Below are 20,754 nucleotides of genomic sequence, written 5' to 3' on the forward strand. Positions count from 1 at the left end.
GGCCTGCCCCGCCCTCTAGTGATCGAAGAACACCAGGCTGGAGTTGATGAGCTCAGAGATGACCTCGGGATCGTGGGCCCGCCGGAGGGACTCACGGAAAGACTCCTTGGACAATGAACGGGCCAGGGTAGCCAAAACCTCAAGGTGGTCGGAGAAGGAACTGGCAGGAGTGGCGATGAGGAGGATCAACGTCGCAGGGCCGTCGGTTGCCCCGAAGTCCAGGGCGTGGCCGAACTTGGTCACACCCACCGCGATGGAAATCCTGTCCACGTATTCACTGCGCGCATGCGGGAGGCCGATGCCGCCCGGAAGTCCCGTAGCCAACTGGTGCTCACGGGAGTGCACCTGCTCCAGGAATCCTTCAAGGTTGCTGATCCTGCCGGCAGCGTGGAGCTTATGGGCCAGTTGGGCAGCGGCGTCGATCTTGTCCTCGGCGACGAGTTCAAGGATGACGGTGTCCGGGGTGGTCAGTTCCGCGTCATACCGGTCAAGTGGTTCAGCCAAGTCGTGTTCCCTCCAGTGTGGCCTTCCGGCCGCATTTTCCTGAGCCGGTCAGCGAAGGGGAACGATGTCATCCACTCCCATGCGCGCGGCATCTGCCGATTCATCGTCAGGCTGCTGCTGACTGAGCCGTTCAGCTTCCACGCGTGCCAGGTAGTGCTTGATCTCGCTTTCGCGCTGAGTCTCGCTCCAGCCAAGGATTTCTCCCATCAGCTTAGCCACTACGGGGAGGGCTGCCACACCCCGGTCCCACGATTCGATCGAGATCCGGGTCCGACGCGTCAAAACGTCGTGGACATGGCGGGCTCCCTCGTGGGTTGTCGCGTAGACGACTTCCGCGGCGAGGTAGTCATCGGCTCCGGGCAGTGGTTGCCCCAGTTCCGGTCGCTTGGAGATCAGTTCCAGCACTTCGGGGGTCATGGACCCGTAGCGGTTCAGCAGGTGCTCAACCCGGGCGACGTGGACCCCGGCTTCTTCAGCAGAACGCCCGCGGCGGTTCCAGGCAGCCTTGAAACCTTCGGCTCCCAGGAGCGGAATGGTCTCGGTGCAGCTGGAGGGAACACGCTCGTCCATGGCCCTGGTGGCCTCATCCACGGCGTCCTTGGCCATGACCCGGTAAGTGGTGTATTTGCCCCCGGCCACCACCACAAGCCCGGGAACGGGATGTGCCACCACGTGCTCGCGGGAGAGCTTGGCCGTGGAGTCGTTCTCACCGGCCAGCAAGGGCCGGAGGCCGGCATAGACGCCTTCCACATCCTCACGGGTCAGGGGACGCTTGAGGACCTTGTTTACGTGCTCCAGGACGTAATCGATGTCCTTGCTGGAAGCGGCCGGATGCGCCTTGTCCAGCGTCCAGTCGGTATCTGTGGTGCCGATGATCCAGTGGCGGCCCCAAGGGATCACAAAAAGCACCGATTTTTCCGTGCGGAGGATCAGGCCCACTGTCGATTGGAAGCGGTCACGCGGCACCACCAAGTGAATGCCTTTGGAGGCACGGACCTTGAGTTGGCCGCGATCCGTCACCATGGCCTGCGTTTCGTCCGTCCAGACTCCCGTTGCATTAACCACTTGCTTGGCCCGGACTTCGAAAACGCTGCCGTCTTCCTGGTTCTCAAGCTTTGCCCCCACCACGCGTTCACCCTCGCGAAGGAAGTCCACCACCCGAAGCCGGTTGGCGGCATGGGCGCCGTAATGGGCCGCGGTCCTGACCACGTTGACCACCAGACGGGCATCATCCACTTGTGCGTCGTAGTAGCGGATGGACCCCACGAACGCGTCATCCTTAAGGCTGGGAGCCGCGCGCAGGGTTCCGCGCTTGAAAAGGTGCTTGTGCATGGGAACGCCGCGGCTGTGCCCGGAGGTCAGGCCCAACGTGTCGTAAAGCATGATTCCGGCACCAACGTAGGGACGTTCCCAGAACCTGCGCGTCAGTGGATACAGGAAGGGCACAGGGCGGACCAGGTGGGGAGCGATCTGCTGGATCAGCAGTCCCCGTTCCTGCAAAGCCTCCTGGACGAGGCCGAAATCAAGCATTTCCAGGTATCGAAGACCTCCGTGGATGAGCTTGGAGGACCTGGATGAGGTGCCGGACGCCCAGTCCCGGGCCTCCACAATGGCTACGGTAAGGCCGCGGGTCACGGCATCAAGGGCAGCTCCGGCCCCCACCACGCCGCCACCAACAATCAGGATGTCGAGCTCTTTGCCAGGTTCGGCAGTGGCTTTCAGGACTTCGATCGATGCGGCACGGGCTTCCGGGCTCAAGGCTCCCGGAGAACCGGCATGTGGACCGCGCGCGACATTGCTCATCGGACCCCTCCTCAAACGCAACAGCTGGTAGTCCCCTACCCTACTTGCTGCCCGCCGCATTGGGCAGGGCAATGGCAGGCAGCCATGACGCGGGAATTGCCCCAAACGAAGAAAGCCCCTGTTGCGCCGACAGGAATCGGCGGCCAACAGGGGCTTTCAGGGCAGTTGTCAGTTGCCTGCGTAAGGCGACACAACGACGTCGACCCGCTGGAACTCCTTGAGGTCCGAGTAGCCGGTGGTTGCCATGGACCGGCGCAGGGCACCGATGAGGTTGGAGGTGCCATCGGTGTGGTGGCCGGGTCCGAAGAGGACTTCCTCCAGTGGACCGACAGTTCCCACGTTGACGCGGTCGCCACGGGGTGATTCCAGGTGGTGTGCTTCCGGACCCCAGTGCCAGCCACGGCCGGGTGCCTCTTCCGCGCGGGCCAGGGCACTACCGAGCATGACGGCGTCGGCGCCCATGGCGATGGCCTTGACGATGTCGCCCGAGCTGCCCATGCCGCCGTCGGCAATGACGTGGACGTACCGGCCGCCCGACTCGTCCATGTAGTCGCGGCGCGCCGCGGCGACGTCGGAAATCGCCGAGGCCATTGGCGAATGGATGCCCAGGGCACGGCGGGTGGTGGTGGTCGCACCGCCGCCGAAGCCCACCAGGACGCCAGCCGCGCCAGTGCGCATGAGGTGCAGGGCAGGAGTGTACCCGGCTGCGCCACCAACGATCACGGGGACGTCGAGTTCATAGATGAATTGCTTGAGGTTCAGCGGTTCGTGGTTCTTGGACACATGCTCAGCTGAGACCGTGGTTCCACGGATCACAAAAATGTCGACGCCGGCAGCCACCACTGTCTTGTAGTGTTCCTGGGTGCGCTGCGGGGTCAGGGAGCCGGCCACAGTGACGCCCGCGGCACGGATTTCCGCGAGGCGGGAACTGATGAGTTCCGGCTGGATGGGTGCTTGGTACAGGTCCTGCATGCGGCGGGTAACGGCAGTGCTGCTGGTCTCATTGGCCAGGGCGGCAATTTCGTCGAGCACCTTCTGTGGGTCCTCATAACGGGTCCATAGACCTTCGAGGTCCAGGACACCGAGACCACCGAGCCGACCAAAAGCAATTGCCGTGTCAGGGGACATCACGGAGTCCATGGGGGCAGCGATCACCGGGGTGTCGAACTTATAGGCGTCGATCTGCCAAGAGACAGAGACGTCCTTCGGGTCGCGCGTCCGGCGGTTCGGGACGATCGCGATGTCATCCAGGGAGTAGGCACGACGCCCACGCTTGCCACGGCCAATCTCAATCTCATAAGTCACGGCTCTTACTTTACTGGACCCCTCCCGGAACCCCGATTCGACACAAACAAGTGAACACTTCAGACAATGCACGAAAGGACCCGAGGATGGCTCACTTGATCGTGCCACTTCGTAAACTGGACGCAGAACCGCCAAGAGAAGGCACAAATGACCGCCCTGACCGAAGAATTCCAAGGCATACCGAACGCCGGACATGAGCTCATTGCCCTCGGCTCCCCTGTCCGCGCAGGCCTGGAGCTGTACACAAGGTGAGCTACCAGACAAGCCCCGCGCCTCTCCCCCACGCCGCCCGGCCCCTCGACTATTGGCTATCGACCGAACTCGCCGCAATAACGCCGGCCGGTGCGCGCTCCCGGCTTCGGGAGATCGCTGATGCGCGAGGTTCCTCCATGGGCGCTTGGGCCGCCGGCATTGGCATGGGCGCAGTCCTCATCCTCCTGGGTGTCATCCTCGCCATCCGGTTGGGCACGCTAGTGCCGGTTCCTTCCCTCGGCCTTCCTGGAGCGGCAATCACCGCACTCTGCTGCGTCTTCTACGCACGGGCGCGCGACCGGTTGCCGCGAACAAGCCGGTTGATCGTCAATCGTGGGCCCGGGAGCTTGCGTAGTGCACTTTCATTCGTGGGATTCATCCTGCTCGTCTTCATAGGACTGTTCGCCCTCACGGCGAAACCAACGGCCTGGGAGGATCCAGCCCTCCTGCAGACGCTGGTCACCGTTGTTGCATTCCTCGTCTGCCTTCTGGTGGCCGCGATCATCGTCCCGGCAACCATTGTGGGCCGTTCCCGTGAATCGCTTCGAAGCAAGGCTGCGAATGATCCTCGCTTCAGGGCGCTCCTGGAACAGGACCTCGCCACCTGGCGTGACCCCTATGGCGATGCCGGATACGGGCCGCTCTAAGACTCAGGGCGTGTTCTGGCTGGTTTCGTCCGCGGAGAGCTGGGATTCGAACATCCGGAAGTAGCGACCCCTTAATGCGACCAATTCCTTGTGGGTCCCCTGCTCCGCGATCCGGCCGTCTTCCAGCATGTACACGATGTCTGCCTTCTCTATGGTGGCAAGGCGGTGGCTGATGGCGATGATGGTACTGCTCCTGTCAGCGAAGAGCCGCGTGAAGATGCGGTGCTCGGCCAAAGCGTCAATGGCCGAGGTGGGTTCATCCATGACCATGAACGAGGCGTCGCGATAGAAGTTGCGTGCCATGGCCAAACGCTGCCATTGGCCCCCGGACAGTCCGCTGCCCTTGCGTCCGCGAGGGTCCTCCATCCAGTTGCTCACATGGTTTTCCAACCCATTGGGCAGTTTGTTGATGAACTCCATGGCTTCTGCGTCCGAGGCTGCCCGCCGGATACGGTCGTCATCGCGTGGCTGGTCCACGTCGCCGAGGTAGATGTTCTCCGCGGCAGTCGCGAACTCGTACTTCAGGAACTCCTGGCTCAGCACGGCCAGGTGCCGGTGCCAGCTGGTGACATCGATCCCGGCAAGGTCCACGCCGTCCAGCAGCACTTGGCCAGAATCGGGACGATACAAGCCCGCCAGGATACGGATCAGCGTGGACTTTCCTGCCCCGTTCTCGCCAACGATCGCAATATGCTGGCCAGCCTGGATAGTCATGGAAATACCCTTGATGACTTCGATGTCGCTTCCGGTATAGCTGAACCGGATGTCCCGCAGCTCCACCGTTCCGGGCGAGGAAACGAGGGGCTTTTCGTTGCCACTGGGAACTGGCAGGGCCATGAACAGCTCATAGTCTTTGAGGTTGGCGAGGTCCTCGTCAATGGAGCTCAGCGAAGATACGAGGCTGTTGGCCGTGGACAGCGCCCGGCTGACGATCTGCTGCACGTAGAGGAACTGCCCCACGGGTTGTGCCCTGGCGATGATCTGACCAACGACCCAAATCAAGGACACCACCTCGGCGCCGTACTGCAGTGAGTCGGCAGCCAGCTGTTTGGGAATGTACCGCTTCTGGAAATCCAGGCGCCGCCGCTCGTCAGCATCCCGGAGCCGTGACCGGAGGTCCATGAGGTAACCCACGATTCCGTAAAGACGCATCTCGGCAATATGTTGGGGCCTCAGGAGGTTCTGTTCAATCATTCGGCGTTGGCGGCGCGAATCCACTTGGGTGTTCCAATGCGCGATTTGCTCGCGGGACAGTTTGAACTGCAGGTACACACTGGGCACGATCGCCACCAGGACAATGACGGCGATCCACCAACTGACCAGGACCAACGCCCCGATGGCGAGGATCACAGAGACCAACTGGGTGAAGATTGCGGCAATCCTGTCCAGGACCCGGGCGTAGCTATCCGAGAACCGCTTCGCACGGTCGTAAAGGTCCACCGTTTCTTTGTCGTCATAACGCCAGAACTCCAGCGCCAGGAATCGCTGGTACATCATGTCGCCCACAATCGCTCCCACCTTGAAGCTCATGAGCTGTTGGATGTAGCGGTCAACACTGCTGAAGGCACCCCAGAACAACCCCAGCGCGGCCGTGATGATGACGTACAGGATTGCCTGCGGACCGGCGTTCGGATCTCCCGCATACCCGGCCGCCAAGGCGGTGGTGGTCAGGGCAGCAAAGTAGGTGGTGACCAGCGGAAGCGTGGCAGAGATGAGCGAGCCAAGCACCTTCATGATCACCGCGACGGGCGAAGCTTTGAAACTCACCTTCAGGACCTGCCCGACGGCGCGTGCGTACGGCCGCAGCGCCAACTTTCGGGGCGGCGTCTTGCCCGGTTGGGCTGGGTTCAGCCGGATGGATTCCGGATGCCGCGGTTGCGCGGGCTTTTCAGACATGATCCCAGCCTATTCTCACGGGCCGACATTTCTGCCCGGACGGTTAAACGGCTGTTCCCCGCGGAGGTGCCTCCGCGGGGAACAGCTGTTTAGACAGGTGATGGATCAGCGTGAACCGTAGTTGGGTGCTTCCACCGTCATCTGGATGTCATGGGGGTGCGATTCCTTCAAGCCTGCCGGCGTGATCCGGACAAACTTGCCGCGAGCCTTCAGCTCGGGGATGGTGGGAGCGCCCGTGTAGAACATGGTCTGGCGGAGGCCGCCCACCAACTGGTAGGCCACTGAAGCCAACGGCCCGCGGAAGGCCACCCGGCCTTCGATGCCTTCAGGGATGAGCTTGTCATCGCCGGAGACGTCAGCCTGGAAGTAGCGGTCCTTGGAGTAGGACGTGTTCTTGCCACGGGACTGCATGGCGCCCAGGGAACCCATGCCGCGGTAGCTCTTGAACTGCTTGCCGTTGACGAAGATGAGATCGCCCGGGGATTCCTCGCAGCCAGCCAGCAGGGAACCGAGCATCACGGTGTCGGCACCGGCAACCAGTGCCTTGCCGATATCGCCCGAGTACTGCAGGCCGCCGTCGGCAATCAGCGGAACGCCTGCCGGGATGGCGGCCTTGGCGGATTCGTAGATGGCGGTGATCTGCGGAACACCGACGCCGGCAACAACGCGGGTGGTGCAGATGGAGCCCGGGCCCACGCCTACCTTGATGCCGTCGGCGCCGGCGTCGATCAATGCCTGGGCACCCTCGCGGGTGGCAGCCTGACCGCCGATGATGTCCACGTGGGCAGCAATCGGGTCCGATTTGAGGCGGCGGATCATGTCCAACACACCTTGGGAGTGGCCGTTGGCGGTGTCCACGAACAGCGCATCCACACCGGCGTCGATCAACTTCATGGCGCGTTCCCAGCCATCGCCAAAGAAGCCGATGGCGGCACCCACGCGGAGGCGGCCTTCGTCGTCCTTGGTGGCCAACGGGTACTGCTCCGCCTTGGTGAAGTCCTTGGTGGTGATGAGGCCCTTGAGGCGTCCCTGCTCGTCAACGAGGGGAAGCTTCTCGATCTTGTTGGTAGCCAACTTGTGCGAGGCTTCTTCGCGGCTGATGCCCACATGCCCGGTGATGAGCGGCATTTTGGTCATGGTGTCGCTGACGCTGCGCAGCGGGAATTCTGATTCCGGAATGAAGCGGGTGTCGCGGTTGGTCACGATGCCCAGCAGGCGCCCGTCGGTGTCCACTACGGGAAGGCCGGAAACGCGGTAGCGGGAACACAGCTCGTCGAGTTCTTCCAGCGTGGCCTGGGGGCCGATGGTCAGCGGGTTGGTGATCATGCCCGATTCGCTGCGCTTGACGCGGTCTACGTGCTCGGCCTGGTCGTCGATGGACAGGTTGCGGTGGACAACGCCCAAACCGCCCTGACGTGCCATGGCGATGGCCATGCGGGACTCAGTCACAGTGTCCATCGCTGCAGACAGCAGCGGGGTCTGCACGGAGATCCGCTTGGAGATACGGGAAGACGTGTCGGCGTCGGACGGGATGACGTCCGTGTGGCCCGGGAGCAACAGGACGTCGTCGTACGTCAGGCCAATAAAGCCAAAGGGATTGTGTTCGGGCTGGGTCATGAGTGTGCGCCTCTTACCTGGGTTCTGGGGGCTTAACTGGTAGGGGTTGCAACTGATGACCAGCCCGTCATTACGGGACTGGCCTGTGCAGAAGGTATTGGATAAATACTAGAACCTCCGCGCCGATCGCCATATTCCGCGACGCCCCAGTGTGAGCAAGAGCACTGGACTTAGCCGCCGGACCACCCGGTGGCAGCAAGGAGCCGCTCCTCGAACATGGGGATCATGCTCTGCACGTAGGTTTTGGTGAGGTGGTTATCGTCCTTATAGACGTAGACATTGCCCACCACTGCCGGACAAGTGCCCTGTTCGCAGATGAAGTCGCTCATATCCATCAGGTAGAGCCTGTCCACTTTGCCCACATAGTCGTCCAACGGCGACGACGCGGCCAGGGACTCTTCCAGCGGGGCGTTGCAGTCCGGCGAATCAGGACCCTTTTTCTGCACGCACTCCGGCATGTTGATGCTGAAGCGGGGGTTGTCTCGGACGCCCACAACGTCGATGCCTGCATCGGTGAAAGGCTGGATGCCTTCAAGGTAGCCAGGGACTTCGGTCTCAAAGGGCGCTGTGGCATGGGTCAACGACGCTACCGTGAACACAGCATCCGGTTGGTGTTCCATGACGTAGGCGGCGCTTGCCTTGTTGAACTCGTTGCATTCGTCGGACCGTTCAGGGGACTCGGCGCCGAACCGGCAACTGCCTTTCAGGAGCGTCACCACTTCCCACCCGTGCTGCTTGGCGATGGGGCCCAGTGCAGCCATGTACTGCTGGGCGTGTGAATCACCAAGCACCACGATCTCCTTGGTCACTTCCTCGGGTTCATCGTTTTGGAGGCAGCCCTCCAGCAAAGGGTCCGTGGGCACGTTGTCCCCACTGCACAGACCGTCAATGTCTGCCCATTCGTCCTTCATCGCTGCCGGCGCCGGGATGATCATCGCTTCCTGGGTGGGTTCCCCCATGAACTCCGGGGACAATGCGGCTGCCCCCGGGGTCAGCTCCTTGGGCTGGCCGGCGATCGCCGCGCTTTCGGAAGCGATGGCACCCTGCCAGGCAGTAACGGGGATCGCCAGCAGCGCACCGCAGGCGGCAATCACGACGGCGGCACGCCAGGACCGCACGTCGGGCCACTTCCAGCGGCGCATGGGGACCTCCACGTATTTGGTGGTGGCAACGGCCAACACCATGGAGAAGGCCATGATCCCCAGCCCTTGCAGGAGGTTGGGCGTGGTGGTCCCGGAGACCAACAGGAAGAACACCAGGACCGGCCAGTGCCACAGGTAAAGGGCGTAGGAGTTATCCCCCACCAGGACCAGCGGCCGCGAGCTCAGGATACGGTCCACGCCGAAACGGCTGGTGCTCTGCCCGGCGATGATGACCGCCGCCGCGGCAAGCGTTGGCCAGAGCGCGATGAACCCGGGGAAGGAGCGGTCCACGGTGAGGACCAGACCGCAAGCGAGCATGGCGGTGATACCGGCCCACCCCAGGAAGACGCGGAGCCGGCGTTGGGGCTTCAAGTACGGAAGAGCGAGGGCGAGCAACGAGCCCAATGCGAACTCCCAGAGGCGGGCACGGGTGTCAAAGTACGCCACTGCCTGGTTGTTGGTGGTCTGCTCGATGGAGTACATCAGTGATGCCACGAAGACGGCCCCGAAGGCCACGACGAGAAGCGTCCGGTGGGCTATGGCCTTCCGGTCCGGGAAGAGCTTGGCCAACTGCGGCTGGATCAAGGCAACAGCGGCGAAGACCAAGGGCCACAGGATGAACACCTGGCCCTGGACGGACAAGGACCAAAAATGCTGGAGGGGGCTCGCTCCCGAGTGGTCCTGGGCGTAGTAATCCACAGCGGTGTCCGCCAGCTGCCAGTTCTGTCGGTAGAGCAGCGATGCCCAGGCCTCAGCCAGGACATCCGGCCAACGGCTCTGCGGGATGAAGGCCCAAGTGGCGGTCAGGACCCCCAACAGGACCACGACGACGGCGGGCAGCAGCCGCTTGAAAACGTGCAGCCAGTGCCGCAGGAGCCTCAGTGGCTTCCCGTTCTCGAGTTTGCGTGTGAAGGACAAGGTCAGCAGGAAAGCCGAAATGAGCAGGAAGACGTCAACACCGCCGGAGACCCGGCCAAGCCAAATATGGTAGGCGGCCACCATCAGCACAGCCAAGGCGCGCAAACCCTGGACCTCCGGGCGGAAGCCGGGCTTCGCCGTCGTGCGTTTCTCCTGAACAGGTGCCGTCACCGCAGTTGGAGCGTCCATCATCGCTGCCACCCGGTCGCGGCAAACCACCTTTCCTCAAACATCTCAGCCATGCTGGTCACGTACGTCCTGGACAGGTGGTTGTCATCCAAATACACGAACACGTTTCCCACCACGCTGGGGCAGGTGATGCCGTCGCAGAGGAGGTCGGTCATGTCCAGGAAGGCTGCGTTGCCGAACGTTCCCTGCACGGCTGCGAAGGGGCTCTCCGCGGCCAGGACCTCGGGTTGGTCGGACCTGCAATCGGCGCTGTCCACGCCTTTGGACAACGCACATTCGGTGACGTTGTAATCAAAGCGGGGGTTGTCGCGGATGGCCACCACCTCGATTCCGAGGTCATTGAAGTTGGTCACCGTCTGCTCAAAGCCGTACACCAACTGCTCGTCCGGTGACGATGGGGACGCCATGGTTCCCACCATGAAAACAGTGTCAGGCGCCTTCTCCGCTGCGTAGCGGAAAGCGGCGGCGTTGAAATCATTGCAACCGGCATCGGCATCCGGGTTCTCCGGCATGAAATGGCATCCGCCCAGCAAGAGGGCAGTCACCTTCCAGTGTTCAGCCTCGGCAAGGGGGCCAAGCGCGGCCAGCCACTGCTGGGAGTGGGAGTCGCCCAACACCAGGATTTCCCTGTCGGCGTCCTCCCCCACGCCATTCTGCTGGCACTTGTCCTGCAGTTGCTTGTCCTCCGGCTTGGCATCGCCCTCGCACGGACCCGACAGCGTTGCCCAATCTTCCGGAAGTTGCTCGGCGGTGGGCAGCGTCTTGGCGCCATCGCTGACCAGATCCACGTAACCGGGGACCAGAGCGTGGGCACCGGGGTTGTCGTTGAACGCTTGGGCCTGGGCGGCTTTGAGGTCCATGTCCTGCTTGTACTGGAACCCCAAGAGCGGCGTGCACGCCACGGCGAGGCAGGCCGCGATGGCGATGGCCGAACGGCGGCGCTTGACCTCGGGCCACTTCCATTCCCGGAACGGCTTCTCCACATACTTGGTGGTCAGGAATGCCAGCACCAGCGACAGGGCGATGATGACGGTTCCAGACAGCCAGCCAGCATGATCCTTGCCGCTCCATGCCAGGGCGATCACCAGGATGGGCCAGTGCCACAAGTAAAGGGCATAGGAGTTGTCGCCCAGCCGGACCAGGAACTTTGAACTCAGGATCCTGTCCACGCCCAAACGGCTCCCGGTTTGGCCGGCGGCAATCACGGCAACAGCAGCCAGAGTGGGCCACAGGGCAACAAAGCCGGGGAATGCCGTCTGTACCTGCAGCAGGATGCCGCAGCTGAGCATGGCGGCCACGCCGATCCATCCCATGATGACCCGGACTGGCTTGGAGAAATTCAAACCCGGAAGAATCAGCGCCAGCAATGTGCCCAGGGCGAATTCCCACAGGCGCGCAAACGTATCGAAGTAGGCCACAGCCTGGTTGGTGGCCGTGAAAATGATGGAGTAGGTGAGGGAGAGGACAAAAATAATCGCAAAGACATACGCGAGAGTTGCCCGGTACCTCAAACTGAACCGGCGGCAAAGAACTGCGACGGTGGCGAAAATGACCGGCCACAGGATGAACACCTGGCCCTGGATGGAGAGGGACCAGAAGTGCTGGAGCGGACTGGCGAGACTGTGGTCGGTTGCATAGTAATTCACAGCCAGGCCCTGCAGGAGCCAGTTTTCGAAGTAGAACAGCGAGGCCCACGCCTGGTGGACCACCTCCACCCACCGGGTGGGCGGAAGGAAGGCAAACGTCGCCGCGAGCGTGGCCAGAAGAACCACCACCACGGCGGGAAGCAGCCGCCGGAACAGGTGCAGCCAGTGACGCACAAGGTCCATGGGCCGGCCCTGTTTATAACGGCCGGTGAACTGCAGCGTCATAAGGAAGGCGGAGATCAGGAGGAACACATCCACGCCGCCGGAAACCCGTCCGATCCAGATGTGGTAGCTGACCACCATCAGGACGGCCAGTGACCTGAGGCCTTGGATCTCGGGGCGGAATTTCGACTTTGCAACGGGTCCGGAAGACCGCCTGCCGGCGCGGGCAGGGGCTGGGATCGTTGGCATAGTCACGTTAGGCAGTTCCTCAAAAGCTGTGGCACAAAGCATCAATCATACGCGGTTCAGCGGCCCCACCCCAGTCGGGACCATCTCGTGGACCGTCTTCCGAAGGTCAATTAGCCCAGGTCCAGCTATGCATTTTCCCAGTCCTGCCTGTGCGTGGCCTGTGCCCGAATCACAGCCAAGCGCACGTGATGCAACTACGCTGGAGCCGGGTCGGAGGAAGGAAATCCATGATCGTGCAGCTGCGCCTTTGCGTGCCAACGGAGTTGTCCGAGGCCGTCGTGAAATGTTGCACCGATAACACCGGAGCCGCCGAGGTGGCCGTCTACAAAGATGCTTCTGTGGTGCCACCTGGCGACGTGATCACCGTTCAGCTGGCCCGGGAATCCGCGGAAGAACTGATCGAGCGGCTTCATGGGCTCAAGGTTCCGGACCTGGGCTCCATCTCCATATCGTCGCCGGACCTCGTCCTGTCCAAACGCGCTGACGACGCTGAGGCAGCCGCCCCCGGAGAATCGGCCGACGCCGTCATTTGGGACGAGGTTTCCAGGCAAACCGGCGAGGACTCGAAACTGACGTGGAGCTTCCTGGCATTCTTGGTCATAGCGGCCCAGTTGGCGGCGATCGGCATTGTGACCGATTCAACGATCGCGATTGTGGGCGCAATGGTGGTGGGACCCGAGTTCGGACCGCTCGCCGCGTTGGCCGTGGGGCTGGTGGAACGTAAGTGGCGATTGGTACGTGCCTCGATGCTCGCCCTGGGTGTCGGTTTTCCCCTCGCGATGCTGGTCACGGCCGTTGCAGCCTGGCTCTCAGTGCCCCTCGGATTGTTTCCCGAGGACACACTGGATCGGGGATCAGCCGTGGAGTTCATCTACCATCCGGGTCCCTACTCGCTGATCGTGGCCGCACTCGCTGGAGCGGCGGGAATGCTGTCCATGATCAGCCACCGGTCCTCAGCTCTGGTGGGTGTGTTTATTTCCGTCACGACTGTTCCGGCTGCAGGATACGTCGCCGTTGCGTCGGTTCTGGGTGAATACAGCAAGGCGGCCGGATCAGCGATGCAGCTGGCACTCAACCTGGTGGGCATCGTGTCAGCTGCAGCTGCGGTCTTGGTGTTCTACCGGCTTGTCGGCATGCGGGTCTCCTTGGCCCGGCGACCGTCGGGCTCCGGACGCCGCTCCGTTGCCAACCGGCGGGCCACGTAGCGGGCGTCCCGACAGACTCCGGGAAGTGTTGCCGAGGCTGCCGCGAAGAGGAATTCCTGACCGATGAAGAACACGCCGGGAACGTCCTCGGCCACTCCCCTGCTTTGCCTCGGCTCTCCCTGTTCGTCAAAGACCGGCAGTTTCACCCACGAGTACTCCTCCTGATACCCCGTGCACCAAATAACGTTCGTGGCCTCCACCTTTGTCCCGTCTTCCAGGACCGGCAAGCCTTCCGAAACCCCCGCCAGCCTTGGAACCAGCTGCACACCCGCTGCGGCCAGGTCCTTGGTCTTGGTCCGGATCAGCGGCGCCGCCATGGATTTGAAGCCCGGGGCGGCCTTGCGTCCGATCGGCGTGTTGAGCGTTAGGACCCGGACGCCCAGGAATTTCACTATTGGCAGGGCGAAACGTGCTGCGGTACGGCCGTGCTTCATGGGCATTTCGCCGCTTGGCTTCCCTGCAAGAACGGTGGAATGCGACCCTGAAACGTCAAGGGCGATCTCCGCCCCCGAGTTTCCGAGACCTACCACCAGCGCTGTTCCGTCCCTCAACTGCCCTGGGTTCTTGTAGGCCTGGGAATGCAGCTGGACTATGTCCGGATCAAGCTCTCCTGCGAAAGCGGGCCGTTTCGGAAGATGGTGTCCGCCGGTCGCAATCACCACGTTGCGCGTGCGCCAGAGCCGGTCCCCTGCCGCGACAACAAACCCCCCATCCTCGGAGCTGATTTCCTCCACATGGACATGGGACACGAAGGGGAGGTCAAAACGACGCACATACTCCTCCAGATAGTCAGCCAGTTGATCTTTGGTGGGAAAGGCAAGACGGTCTCCTGGGAAAGGCCAACCCGGAAGCCCGTCATATTTGGCGGGTGTGAACAGCTTGAGCGAGTCCCAGCGTTGACGCCAGGCATCCCCTGGCCTTCCGTGCTGATCCAGAATGAGGAAGTCACGGCCTTCCTTGGCCAACCAGTATGCGAGCGCGAGCCCGGCCTGGCCACCTCCCACGATGACGGTGTCTACCTCTTGAAGTTGGTTTGATGTCATGATGCGCTCCTTTCGTGTTGCAGTGGATCCTTTGTTGTTTGGTCCAACCGGTCAATGCACCTCATGCGGTATGTGAACCTCCCTTGGACTGGCTTCGTGCACCTCAGACGGCCCGGCCTCGGGCGTCTTCCGGTACCGCAGGCACCACGCGAGCATCAGTGCGGATGCCACCACATAGAAGGCGTGCAGAAGCCATACGGGACCGGCCGGAAGATCAAAGACATAGAACGAATGCACGGCATTGGCGATGTTGGTCAGGGCAATGTTCCCCAGGCTGTAGGACGCCACATCCTTTGTTCGGACCGCCTTGAGAAGCATGGGCAGCATGCTGGCGGCGAAGAGCACGGTTGAAACGGTGCCGGCAAGCAGTGGAATGTTCATAGGGCCAAGCTATGAGCCCAGCCCCTCCCGTCGCGTCGGCAGAATGACGCATTCGATTCCACACGGTATGGGTATTTCTGCGCAGCAGGTGACAGAGGGTCCTGCGGAACGGTGCGGGGGGTAATGGGGGTTCAGTGGATCAGGCCATGCTCGAAGGCGTAGCCCGTGGCGGCGGTCCTGGACGGCACAGCAAGTTTGGACAGGATGTTGCTGACGTGCCTGGCCACGGTCTTTTCGCTGAGATACAGCTCCCTGGCGATGGTACGGTTCGCGTGGCCACTGGCAACGAGCTGCAAGACTTCCAGCTCACGGCTGGTCAGCGGAAAACTGTTCTGACGTTTCTCGCCCGTGAGCTCCAAAACATGGGCCACTGCAGGCGCCGCTCCAAGATCGGCAAACTCATCTTTGGCAGCTTCAAACTCCATGGCAGCCGAGTCCGGATCTCCCAGCTGCGAGCAAGCACGCCCCGCCAGGACCCTGCAACTGGCCGCGCCGTACGGAGCCTCCAGGCTGTACCAAAGACGCCACGCCTTTCTCGCCACTGACAGGGAAGCGTGCGGTTTGCCCTCCGCAAGCAGCACAGTGGCTTCCGCCTGGCCAGCGAGCGCCTGCTCGAGGGGCATGCCGCCGCCTTCCGGGGACCCGAACTCGTCTGCGGCGGCCCGAGCCGCCTTGACGTCTCCGGCAGCAAGTTCGACGTCGACGACGGCCGGGAGGAGTCGACGGCGGTTGGCTGGGTCAGAAAGGGAAAGGGCACGGCGAAGCATGGACTGGGCTTGTGGTTCTTTGCCCTGCCCGGCCAGGACGAGTGCCAGCCCTGGCAGGGCCTCGAATCCGGTCTCAGCGGCCTTGGCATAAGCTGCCATGGCTTCATCGTCACGGCCGGTCAGGCGAAACAGCTCGCCCTGGAGGTACCACGCGCCCCAGACTGCTTCCGGGTCGCCATGGCGGGAACGGTCCTGGGCGATCCGGAGTGCGGCCGTGGCATCCTCCCAGGCACCGTGCAGGATGAACAGTTCGGCCCTGTGCGACTGGCACTGCCCGCTGAACATGACCATGTCCGGTTGCTGTCCGCACCACCGGGCAAGTGCAGCTGTCCACTCGTGGGCACGCTTGACGTCCAAGGTCAGGCGACAGCTTCCGATGACGGCGCAGTAGATAATGCCGGACGGAATGGGCGACACTTCGCCGGCGGTCACGGAAACCATGACGTCGTCCAGGAACTCCAGGCCCTCATCGGGAAAACCCAACGCGATCCGTGCTGTACCTACGCCCAGCTGGCCCAAGGCCGTCAGGTCCCGGTCGTGGAAGCGCTGCCCCACAGCCAAGGCGCGGCCAAAAAGCTCGTTGCCGGCTTCCGGGTTTCCCCCATACAGCGCGCCCAGCGCCGATGGGATCAAAAGGTAGCCCTCCGCTTCGGTGGGGTCATCCATCCCATCCACCAACTGCTTGGCCCTGGATAACCAGCCGGAACCACGTGCGGGTTCCCCGAGGTTCATAAGGTACAGGACCAGCCACGCAGCACAGCGGGCCGCTCCGGCAATGTCCCCCATGGTCACGTACTCGTCATGTGCCCGCGTCAGATAGGCCACACCTTCCGATTCCTTGCCCAGGAGCATGGCAACCGAGGCAACAAGCTCAATGTCCTGGGGAGGCAGGCCGCCTTCGGTATCCGCCCGGGCGAGGCAGTCCAAGGCATCGCTCCAGCGATGCTCGAAGAACGCCGAGCGTCCGAGATCCAAGGTTGTGGCCAGCATAGTCGTTACTCATCCCGCGACCGGGAACAGCCCGGTTGGCGCACCCAAGCCGCCGTATAAGCGTCAGGTTACTGCCGTCGTCGAACGCTCACAATAGCTTGGGCAGGCGTGCCTGCCGGCAGCCTCCAAGACGCACGGAGCCCCGGCCACGCGAACGTGACCGGGGCTCCAGTGAAACAGGCTGCTAGTGGCTGTGGCCTGCGTGTGCGTCTTCTTCCTCAGCCGGCTTCTCGGCAACCAGGGTCTCGGTGGTGAGAACCAGGGCAGCGATGGAAGCGGCGTTGCGGAGAGCCGAACGGGTGACCTTGACGGGGTCGATCACGCCAGCGGCGATCAGGTCCTCGTACTCGCCGGACTTGGCGTTGAAGCCGTGGTTGGCTTCGAGCTCGGACACCTTGGCAACGACAACGAAACCGTCGAAACCGGCGTTCTGGGCGATCCAGCGCAGCGGCTGGACCAAGGCGCGGCGGACGATGCCCACAGCAGCTGCTGCGTCACCTTCCAGTGCCTTGACGGCCGGGGACTCGTCCAGTGCCTTGAGGGCGTGGATGAGGGCGGAACCGCCACCGGAAACGATGCCTTCTTCGAGAGCTGCGCGCGTAGAGGACACAGCGTCCTCGATGCGGTGCTTCTTTTCCTTCAGCTCAACCTCGGTGGCAGCGCCAACCTTGATCACGCCGATGCCGCCGGCCAGCTTGGCCAGGCGTTCCTGCAGCTTTTCCTTGTCCCAGTCGGAGTCCGTCCGGGTGAGCTCAGCGCGCAGCTGGGCAACGCGGTCAGCCACGTCCTCAGCCGTGCCGGCGCCGTCAACGATGGTGGTGTTGTCCTTGGTCACCGTGATGCGGCGTGCGGTACCGAGTACCTCAAGGCCAACGGTGTCCAGGCTCAGGCCAAGGTCCGGGGAAACAACCTGGGCGCCCGTGAGCGTGGCGATGTCCTGGAGCATGGCCTTGCGGCGGTCGCCGAAGCCCGGAGCCTTGACGGCAACAACGTTGAGGGTGCCGCGGATGCGGTTGACGATCAGCGTCGAGAGGGCTTCGCCTTCGATGTCTTCGGCGATGATGAAGAGCGGCTTGTTGGCCTGCAGTGCCTTCTCCAACAGCGGCAGGAAGTCCTGCAGCGATGAGATCTTGCCCTGGTTGATCAGGATGAGGGCGTCCTCGAGGACGGCTTCCTGGCGCTCTGCGTCGGTGACGAAGTACGGGGACAGGTAGCCCTTGTCGAACTGCATGCCTTCGGTGAGGACCAGCTCGGTCTGGGTGGTGGAGGACTCTTCAATGGTGATGACACCGTCCTTGCCCACCTTGCCGAACGCTTCGGCGAGGAGCTCGCCGACTTCGTCGCTCTGCGCGGAGATGGCTGCGACGCTAGCGACCTGGGTGCCTTCAACTTCGCGGGCGTTCTCCAGGAGGCGGGCTGCGACGGCTTCAACGGAAACCTCGATGCCGCGCTTGATCTCGCCCGGAGCGGCGCCGGCGGCAACGTTGCGCAGACCCTCCTTGACCAAAGCCTGTGCCAGCACGGTGGCCGTGGTGGTGCCGTCGCCTGCGACGTCGTTGGTCTTGGTGGCTACTTCCTTGGCCAGCTGGGCGCCAAGGTTCTCGTAGGGGTCGTCAAGCTCAACTTCACGCGCGATGGTGACGCCATCGTTGGTGATCGTGGGAGCGCCCCACTTCTTGTCCAGCACGACGTTGCGGCCGCGCGGGCCAAGCGTCACCTTGACAGTGTTGGCGAGCTTGTCGATACCGGCCTCAAGAGACCGGCGGGCAGCATCGTTAAAAGCAAGCTGCTTTGCCATGGTTGTGTCCTTTCAAGACAGAAAACCCGCACCGCTGACGGTCGGAAATGATTTCCAACGCGACGGCGGTGCGGGGCTCCGGGAAGTTACTTTACGACGATCGCAAGGACGTCGCGGGCGGACAGAACGAGGTACTCGTTGCCGCCGGTCTTGACTTCGGTTCCACCGTACTTGGAGTAGATGACGACGTCGCCAACAGCTACGTCAACCGGTACGCGGTTGCCGTTGTCATCGAAACGGCCGGGGCCGATTGCAACAACTTCGCCTTCCTGCGGCTTTTCCTGTGCGGAGTCCGGAATAACCAGGCCGGAAGCCGTGGTCTGCTCTGCTTCGAGCGGGCGAACAACAATACGATCCTCAAGAGGCTTAATCGAGACCGACACTCGGACTCTCCTTTTCATGAGCTGATTCATGGACTAAGAACTAGGGTGCCGGAGCGTACATCCGCCGTCGCGGTGCCGGAAGACGCTTGGCATTTATTAGCACCCTCCGGGGGAGAGTGCTAACTAGACTCTATGTAAATCGTTAGCACTCGGTCAAGGTGAGTGCCAGCATTTCGTCATGGGTGAACGCAGGTCACCGTCCCGTGAGGTCATCCAGGTCATAGTCCTGGCCGTCGTCATCCTCGTCCAGCGGGGCATTGCCGCGGTTCAGGTACAGGAGCACAGCGGCCGCAACAGCAACGACGCCGGAAATCACCAAGGTGATCATCCCACCGGTGCGGGCGCCGCTGTAGAGCTCGCGGATGTCCCGTGCTTCGTCGGTAGCATCATTGACGCTCTTGCCGGCGACGGAATAGGTGGCCGCGTTGAAGGAATCCAACGCGAAGATGATGATCAGCAAGCCGATGCAGACCACAGCGATCACGGCCCCCGCTATGAGGGCGGGTCGCGCGAACTTCATCATGGTGGAGGGTTGCGGGGCTGCGGTGTCTTCCATGAAAACAACCCTATCCGGCTGATTCGCCCGTCACGTTGTCAAGTGCCGCGCCGTTAGGCTTGATTCCATGCCTCACGCACCGCAGGAACAGATCGCACCCTTGCTGACCACTGAAGGATGGGAACTCCTGGCCTCCTTGGGGCCCTACCGCGAGGCCGACGCTTTCAGCACCAACGCGGATCTCCGCAAAGCCGGCCACTCCGCCGAATTGGTGGCCGCAGTCCTGACGCAATCACGGTTGCGTACCCGAGCCGAGGCAAAGTTCGGCGAGTTCGCCCGGCAGATGCTGTTCACCCAAGCAGGCTTGGAGCAGGCCACACGGTTGAACGTTGCAGCCCGACATGCCGAACGCTTCGCCAAGGCCGGCATTTCCCATGTGGCCGACCTCGGATGTGGCCTCGGCGCCGATTCCATGGCGATGGCGTCCATGGACATCTCAGTGACAGCCGTTGAAATGGATGAAACCACCGCTGCCTGCGCCACCATCAACCTCATCCCGTTCCCGCACGCCACCGTGGTGCACTCGGATGCCACGTCCGTGGAGCTGGACGGGATCGACGGCGTGTGGCTGGATCCTGCACGACGCACCACGTCCACGTCGGGGACCAAGCGGATTTGGGACCCTGAGGCTTTCTCTCCCCCCTTGTCCTTCGTGGAGAAGCTGGCAGCCACAGGACGTGCCATTGGCGTCAAAATGGGGCCCGGCATCCCCCATGATTCCGTACCCTCAGGCTGTGAGGCCCAATGGGTCTCGGTGGGCGGGGACGTCACCGAAGTGACCCTGTGGTTCAACGGCGTAGCCCGCCCCGGCGTGCGGCGGGCGGCCCTGGTCATCGGCAGCCAGGGCGCCGCTGAAATCACCAGCGGCGAAGACTTCGACGCAGGTCCCGCAGCCACCGTCGGGCCTGTTGAAGGTTTCTTATACGAACCGGACGGCGCAGTCATCCGCGCAGGCCTGGTAGCCGACATCGCCGAAAGGCTGGGCGGGCACCTGGTGGATGAGCACATCGCCTACATCTGCGCGCCCGAACTGCACGACACTCCGTTTGCCCGGGCCTACAAGGTGCTTGAGGTGATGCCCTACAACGTCAAGGCCTTGAAGACGTGGGTAAAGGCCAACGGCATCACCGTGCTGGACATCAAGAAGCGCGGCACGGCCGTGACTCCCGAGGAGCTGCGCAAGCAATTGCTTCCCGCCAAACCATCAAAGGGCAAGGACGCAAAAACAGCCACCCTGGTCCTCACCAGGATCGGTGAGGAAAGAGTGGCTGTTGTGGTGGAGCCGGTGACCGGCTAGCACC

General features: G+C 62.6%; 16 protein-coding genes. 3 read left to right on the forward strand and 13 right to left on the reverse strand.

Annotated elements, in window-relative coordinates; translation table 11 throughout:
- Nucleotides 1-15: 15 nt before the first annotated feature.
- The 3 genes from QEH68_RS14515 to QEH68_RS14525 form a co-directional block, all read right to left on the reverse strand.
- Nucleotides 16-504 (reverse strand): PTS sugar transporter subunit IIA, encoded by a 489-nt coding sequence (locus QEH68_RS14515; RefSeq protein ID WP_089595745.1) that lies wholly within the window; start codon nucleotides 502-504, stop codon nucleotides 16-18.
- Nucleotides 505-552: 48 nt separating this feature from the next.
- Nucleotides 553-2,307: a glycerol-3-phosphate dehydrogenase/oxidase gene (locus QEH68_RS14520; protein ID WP_280623217.1), complete on the reverse strand. Its 1,755-nt coding sequence runs from the start codon at nucleotides 2,305-2,307 to the stop codon at nucleotides 553-555.
- A gap of 168 nt (nucleotides 2,308-2,475) precedes the next feature.
- The gene (locus tag QEH68_RS14525) at nucleotides 2,476-3,612 is read right to left on the reverse strand and encodes a GuaB3 family IMP dehydrogenase-related protein (RefSeq protein WP_207594186.1); all 1,137 of its coding nucleotides are present in this window, start codon (nucleotides 3,610-3,612) and stop codon (nucleotides 2,476-2,478) included.
- 248 nt (nucleotides 3,613-3,860) lie between these two features.
- Between QEH68_RS14525 and QEH68_RS14530 the strand changes: the two genes are divergently transcribed.
- Complete coding sequence (locus QEH68_RS14530) at nucleotides 3,861-4,511, forward strand: hypothetical protein (RefSeq protein ID WP_280623218.1); 651 nt, start codon at nucleotides 3,861-3,863, stop codon at nucleotides 4,509-4,511.
- Nucleotides 4,512-4,514: 3 nt separating this feature from the next.
- Here the strand turns inward: QEH68_RS14530 and QEH68_RS14535 are convergent, their stop codons facing one another.
- The 4 genes from QEH68_RS14535 to QEH68_RS14550 all read right to left on the reverse strand — a co-directional run bounded on the left by QEH68_RS14535 (nucleotide 4,515) and on the right by QEH68_RS14550 (nucleotide 12,330).
- Nucleotides 4,515-6,407 (reverse strand): ABC transporter ATP-binding protein, encoded by a 1,893-nt coding sequence (locus QEH68_RS14535; protein ID WP_207594188.1) that lies wholly within the window; start codon nucleotides 6,405-6,407, stop codon nucleotides 4,515-4,517.
- Nucleotides 6,408-6,512: 105 nt separating this feature from the next.
- Nucleotides 6,513-8,024, reverse strand: coding sequence for an IMP dehydrogenase (guaB, locus tag QEH68_RS14540; protein ID WP_207594189.1), 1,512 nt, complete (start codon nucleotides 8,022-8,024; stop codon nucleotides 6,513-6,515).
- A gap of 170 nt (nucleotides 8,025-8,194) precedes the next feature.
- Nucleotides 8,195-10,276: an acyltransferase family protein gene (locus tag QEH68_RS14545; protein WP_280623219.1), complete on the reverse strand. Its 2,082-nt coding sequence runs from the start codon at nucleotides 10,274-10,276 to the stop codon at nucleotides 8,195-8,197.
- Nucleotides 10,273-12,330: an acyltransferase family protein gene (locus QEH68_RS14550; protein ID WP_280628021.1), complete on the reverse strand. Its 2,058-nt coding sequence runs from the start codon at nucleotides 12,328-12,330 to the stop codon at nucleotides 10,273-10,275. Before QEH68_RS14550 ends, QEH68_RS14545 begins: the two co-directional genes overlap by 4 nt.
- Before the next feature lie 227 nt (nucleotides 12,331-12,557).
- Here QEH68_RS14550 and QEH68_RS14555 point away from each other — a divergent pair, with 227 nt between their 5' ends.
- Nucleotides 12,558-13,535, forward strand: coding sequence for a DUF389 domain-containing protein (locus QEH68_RS14555; RefSeq protein ID WP_280623220.1), 978 nt, complete (start codon nucleotides 12,558-12,560; stop codon nucleotides 13,533-13,535).
- On the opposite strand, the gene QEH68_RS14560 is transcribed toward QEH68_RS14555, so the two are convergent.
- The 6 genes from QEH68_RS14560 to QEH68_RS14585 form a co-directional block, all read right to left on the reverse strand.
- Nucleotides 13,448-14,578, reverse strand: a complete 1,131-nt coding sequence (locus tag QEH68_RS14560) for an FAD-dependent oxidoreductase (RefSeq protein ID WP_280623221.1) — start codon at nucleotides 14,576-14,578, stop codon at nucleotides 13,448-13,450. The two genes, QEH68_RS14555 and QEH68_RS14560, sit on opposite strands and share 88 nt — an antisense overlap.
- 51 nt (nucleotides 14,579-14,629) lie before the next feature.
- Nucleotides 14,630-14,959 (reverse strand): hypothetical protein, encoded by a 330-nt coding sequence (locus QEH68_RS14565; protein WP_280623222.1) that lies wholly within the window; start codon nucleotides 14,957-14,959, stop codon nucleotides 14,630-14,632.
- A gap of 131 nt (nucleotides 14,960-15,090) precedes the next feature.
- Nucleotides 15,091-16,716, reverse strand: a complete 1,626-nt coding sequence (locus tag QEH68_RS14570) for a LuxR C-terminal-related transcriptional regulator (protein WP_280623223.1) — start codon at nucleotides 16,714-16,716, stop codon at nucleotides 15,091-15,093.
- 184 nt (nucleotides 16,717-16,900) lie between these two features.
- The gene (gene groL, locus QEH68_RS14575) at nucleotides 16,901-18,514 is read right to left on the reverse strand and encodes a chaperonin GroEL (RefSeq protein ID WP_089595752.1); all 1,614 of its coding nucleotides are present in this window, start codon (nucleotides 18,512-18,514) and stop codon (nucleotides 16,901-16,903) included.
- 86 nt (nucleotides 18,515-18,600) lie between these two features.
- On the reverse strand, nucleotides 18,601-18,897 hold the full coding sequence (groES, locus tag QEH68_RS14580) for a co-chaperone GroES (RefSeq protein ID WP_011775524.1): 297 nt from the start codon (nucleotides 18,895-18,897) through the stop codon (nucleotides 18,601-18,603).
- Between the two features lie 193 nt (nucleotides 18,898-19,090).
- Nucleotides 19,091-19,453 (reverse strand): hypothetical protein, encoded by a 363-nt coding sequence (locus QEH68_RS14585; RefSeq protein ID WP_207594196.1) that lies wholly within the window; start codon nucleotides 19,451-19,453, stop codon nucleotides 19,091-19,093.
- A gap of 67 nt (nucleotides 19,454-19,520) precedes the next feature.
- Between QEH68_RS14585 and QEH68_RS14590 the strand changes: the two genes are divergently transcribed.
- The gene (locus QEH68_RS14590; protein ID WP_280623224.1) at nucleotides 19,521-20,750 is read left to right on the forward strand and encodes a class I SAM-dependent methyltransferase; all 1,230 of its coding nucleotides are present in this window, start codon (nucleotides 19,521-19,523) and stop codon (nucleotides 20,748-20,750) included.
- Nucleotides 20,751-20,754 lie beyond the last annotated feature (4 nt).

The organism is Paenarthrobacter sp. OM7 (assembly GCF_029873575.1).
GTDB lineage: Bacteria > Actinomycetota > Actinomycetes > Actinomycetales > Micrococcaceae > Arthrobacter.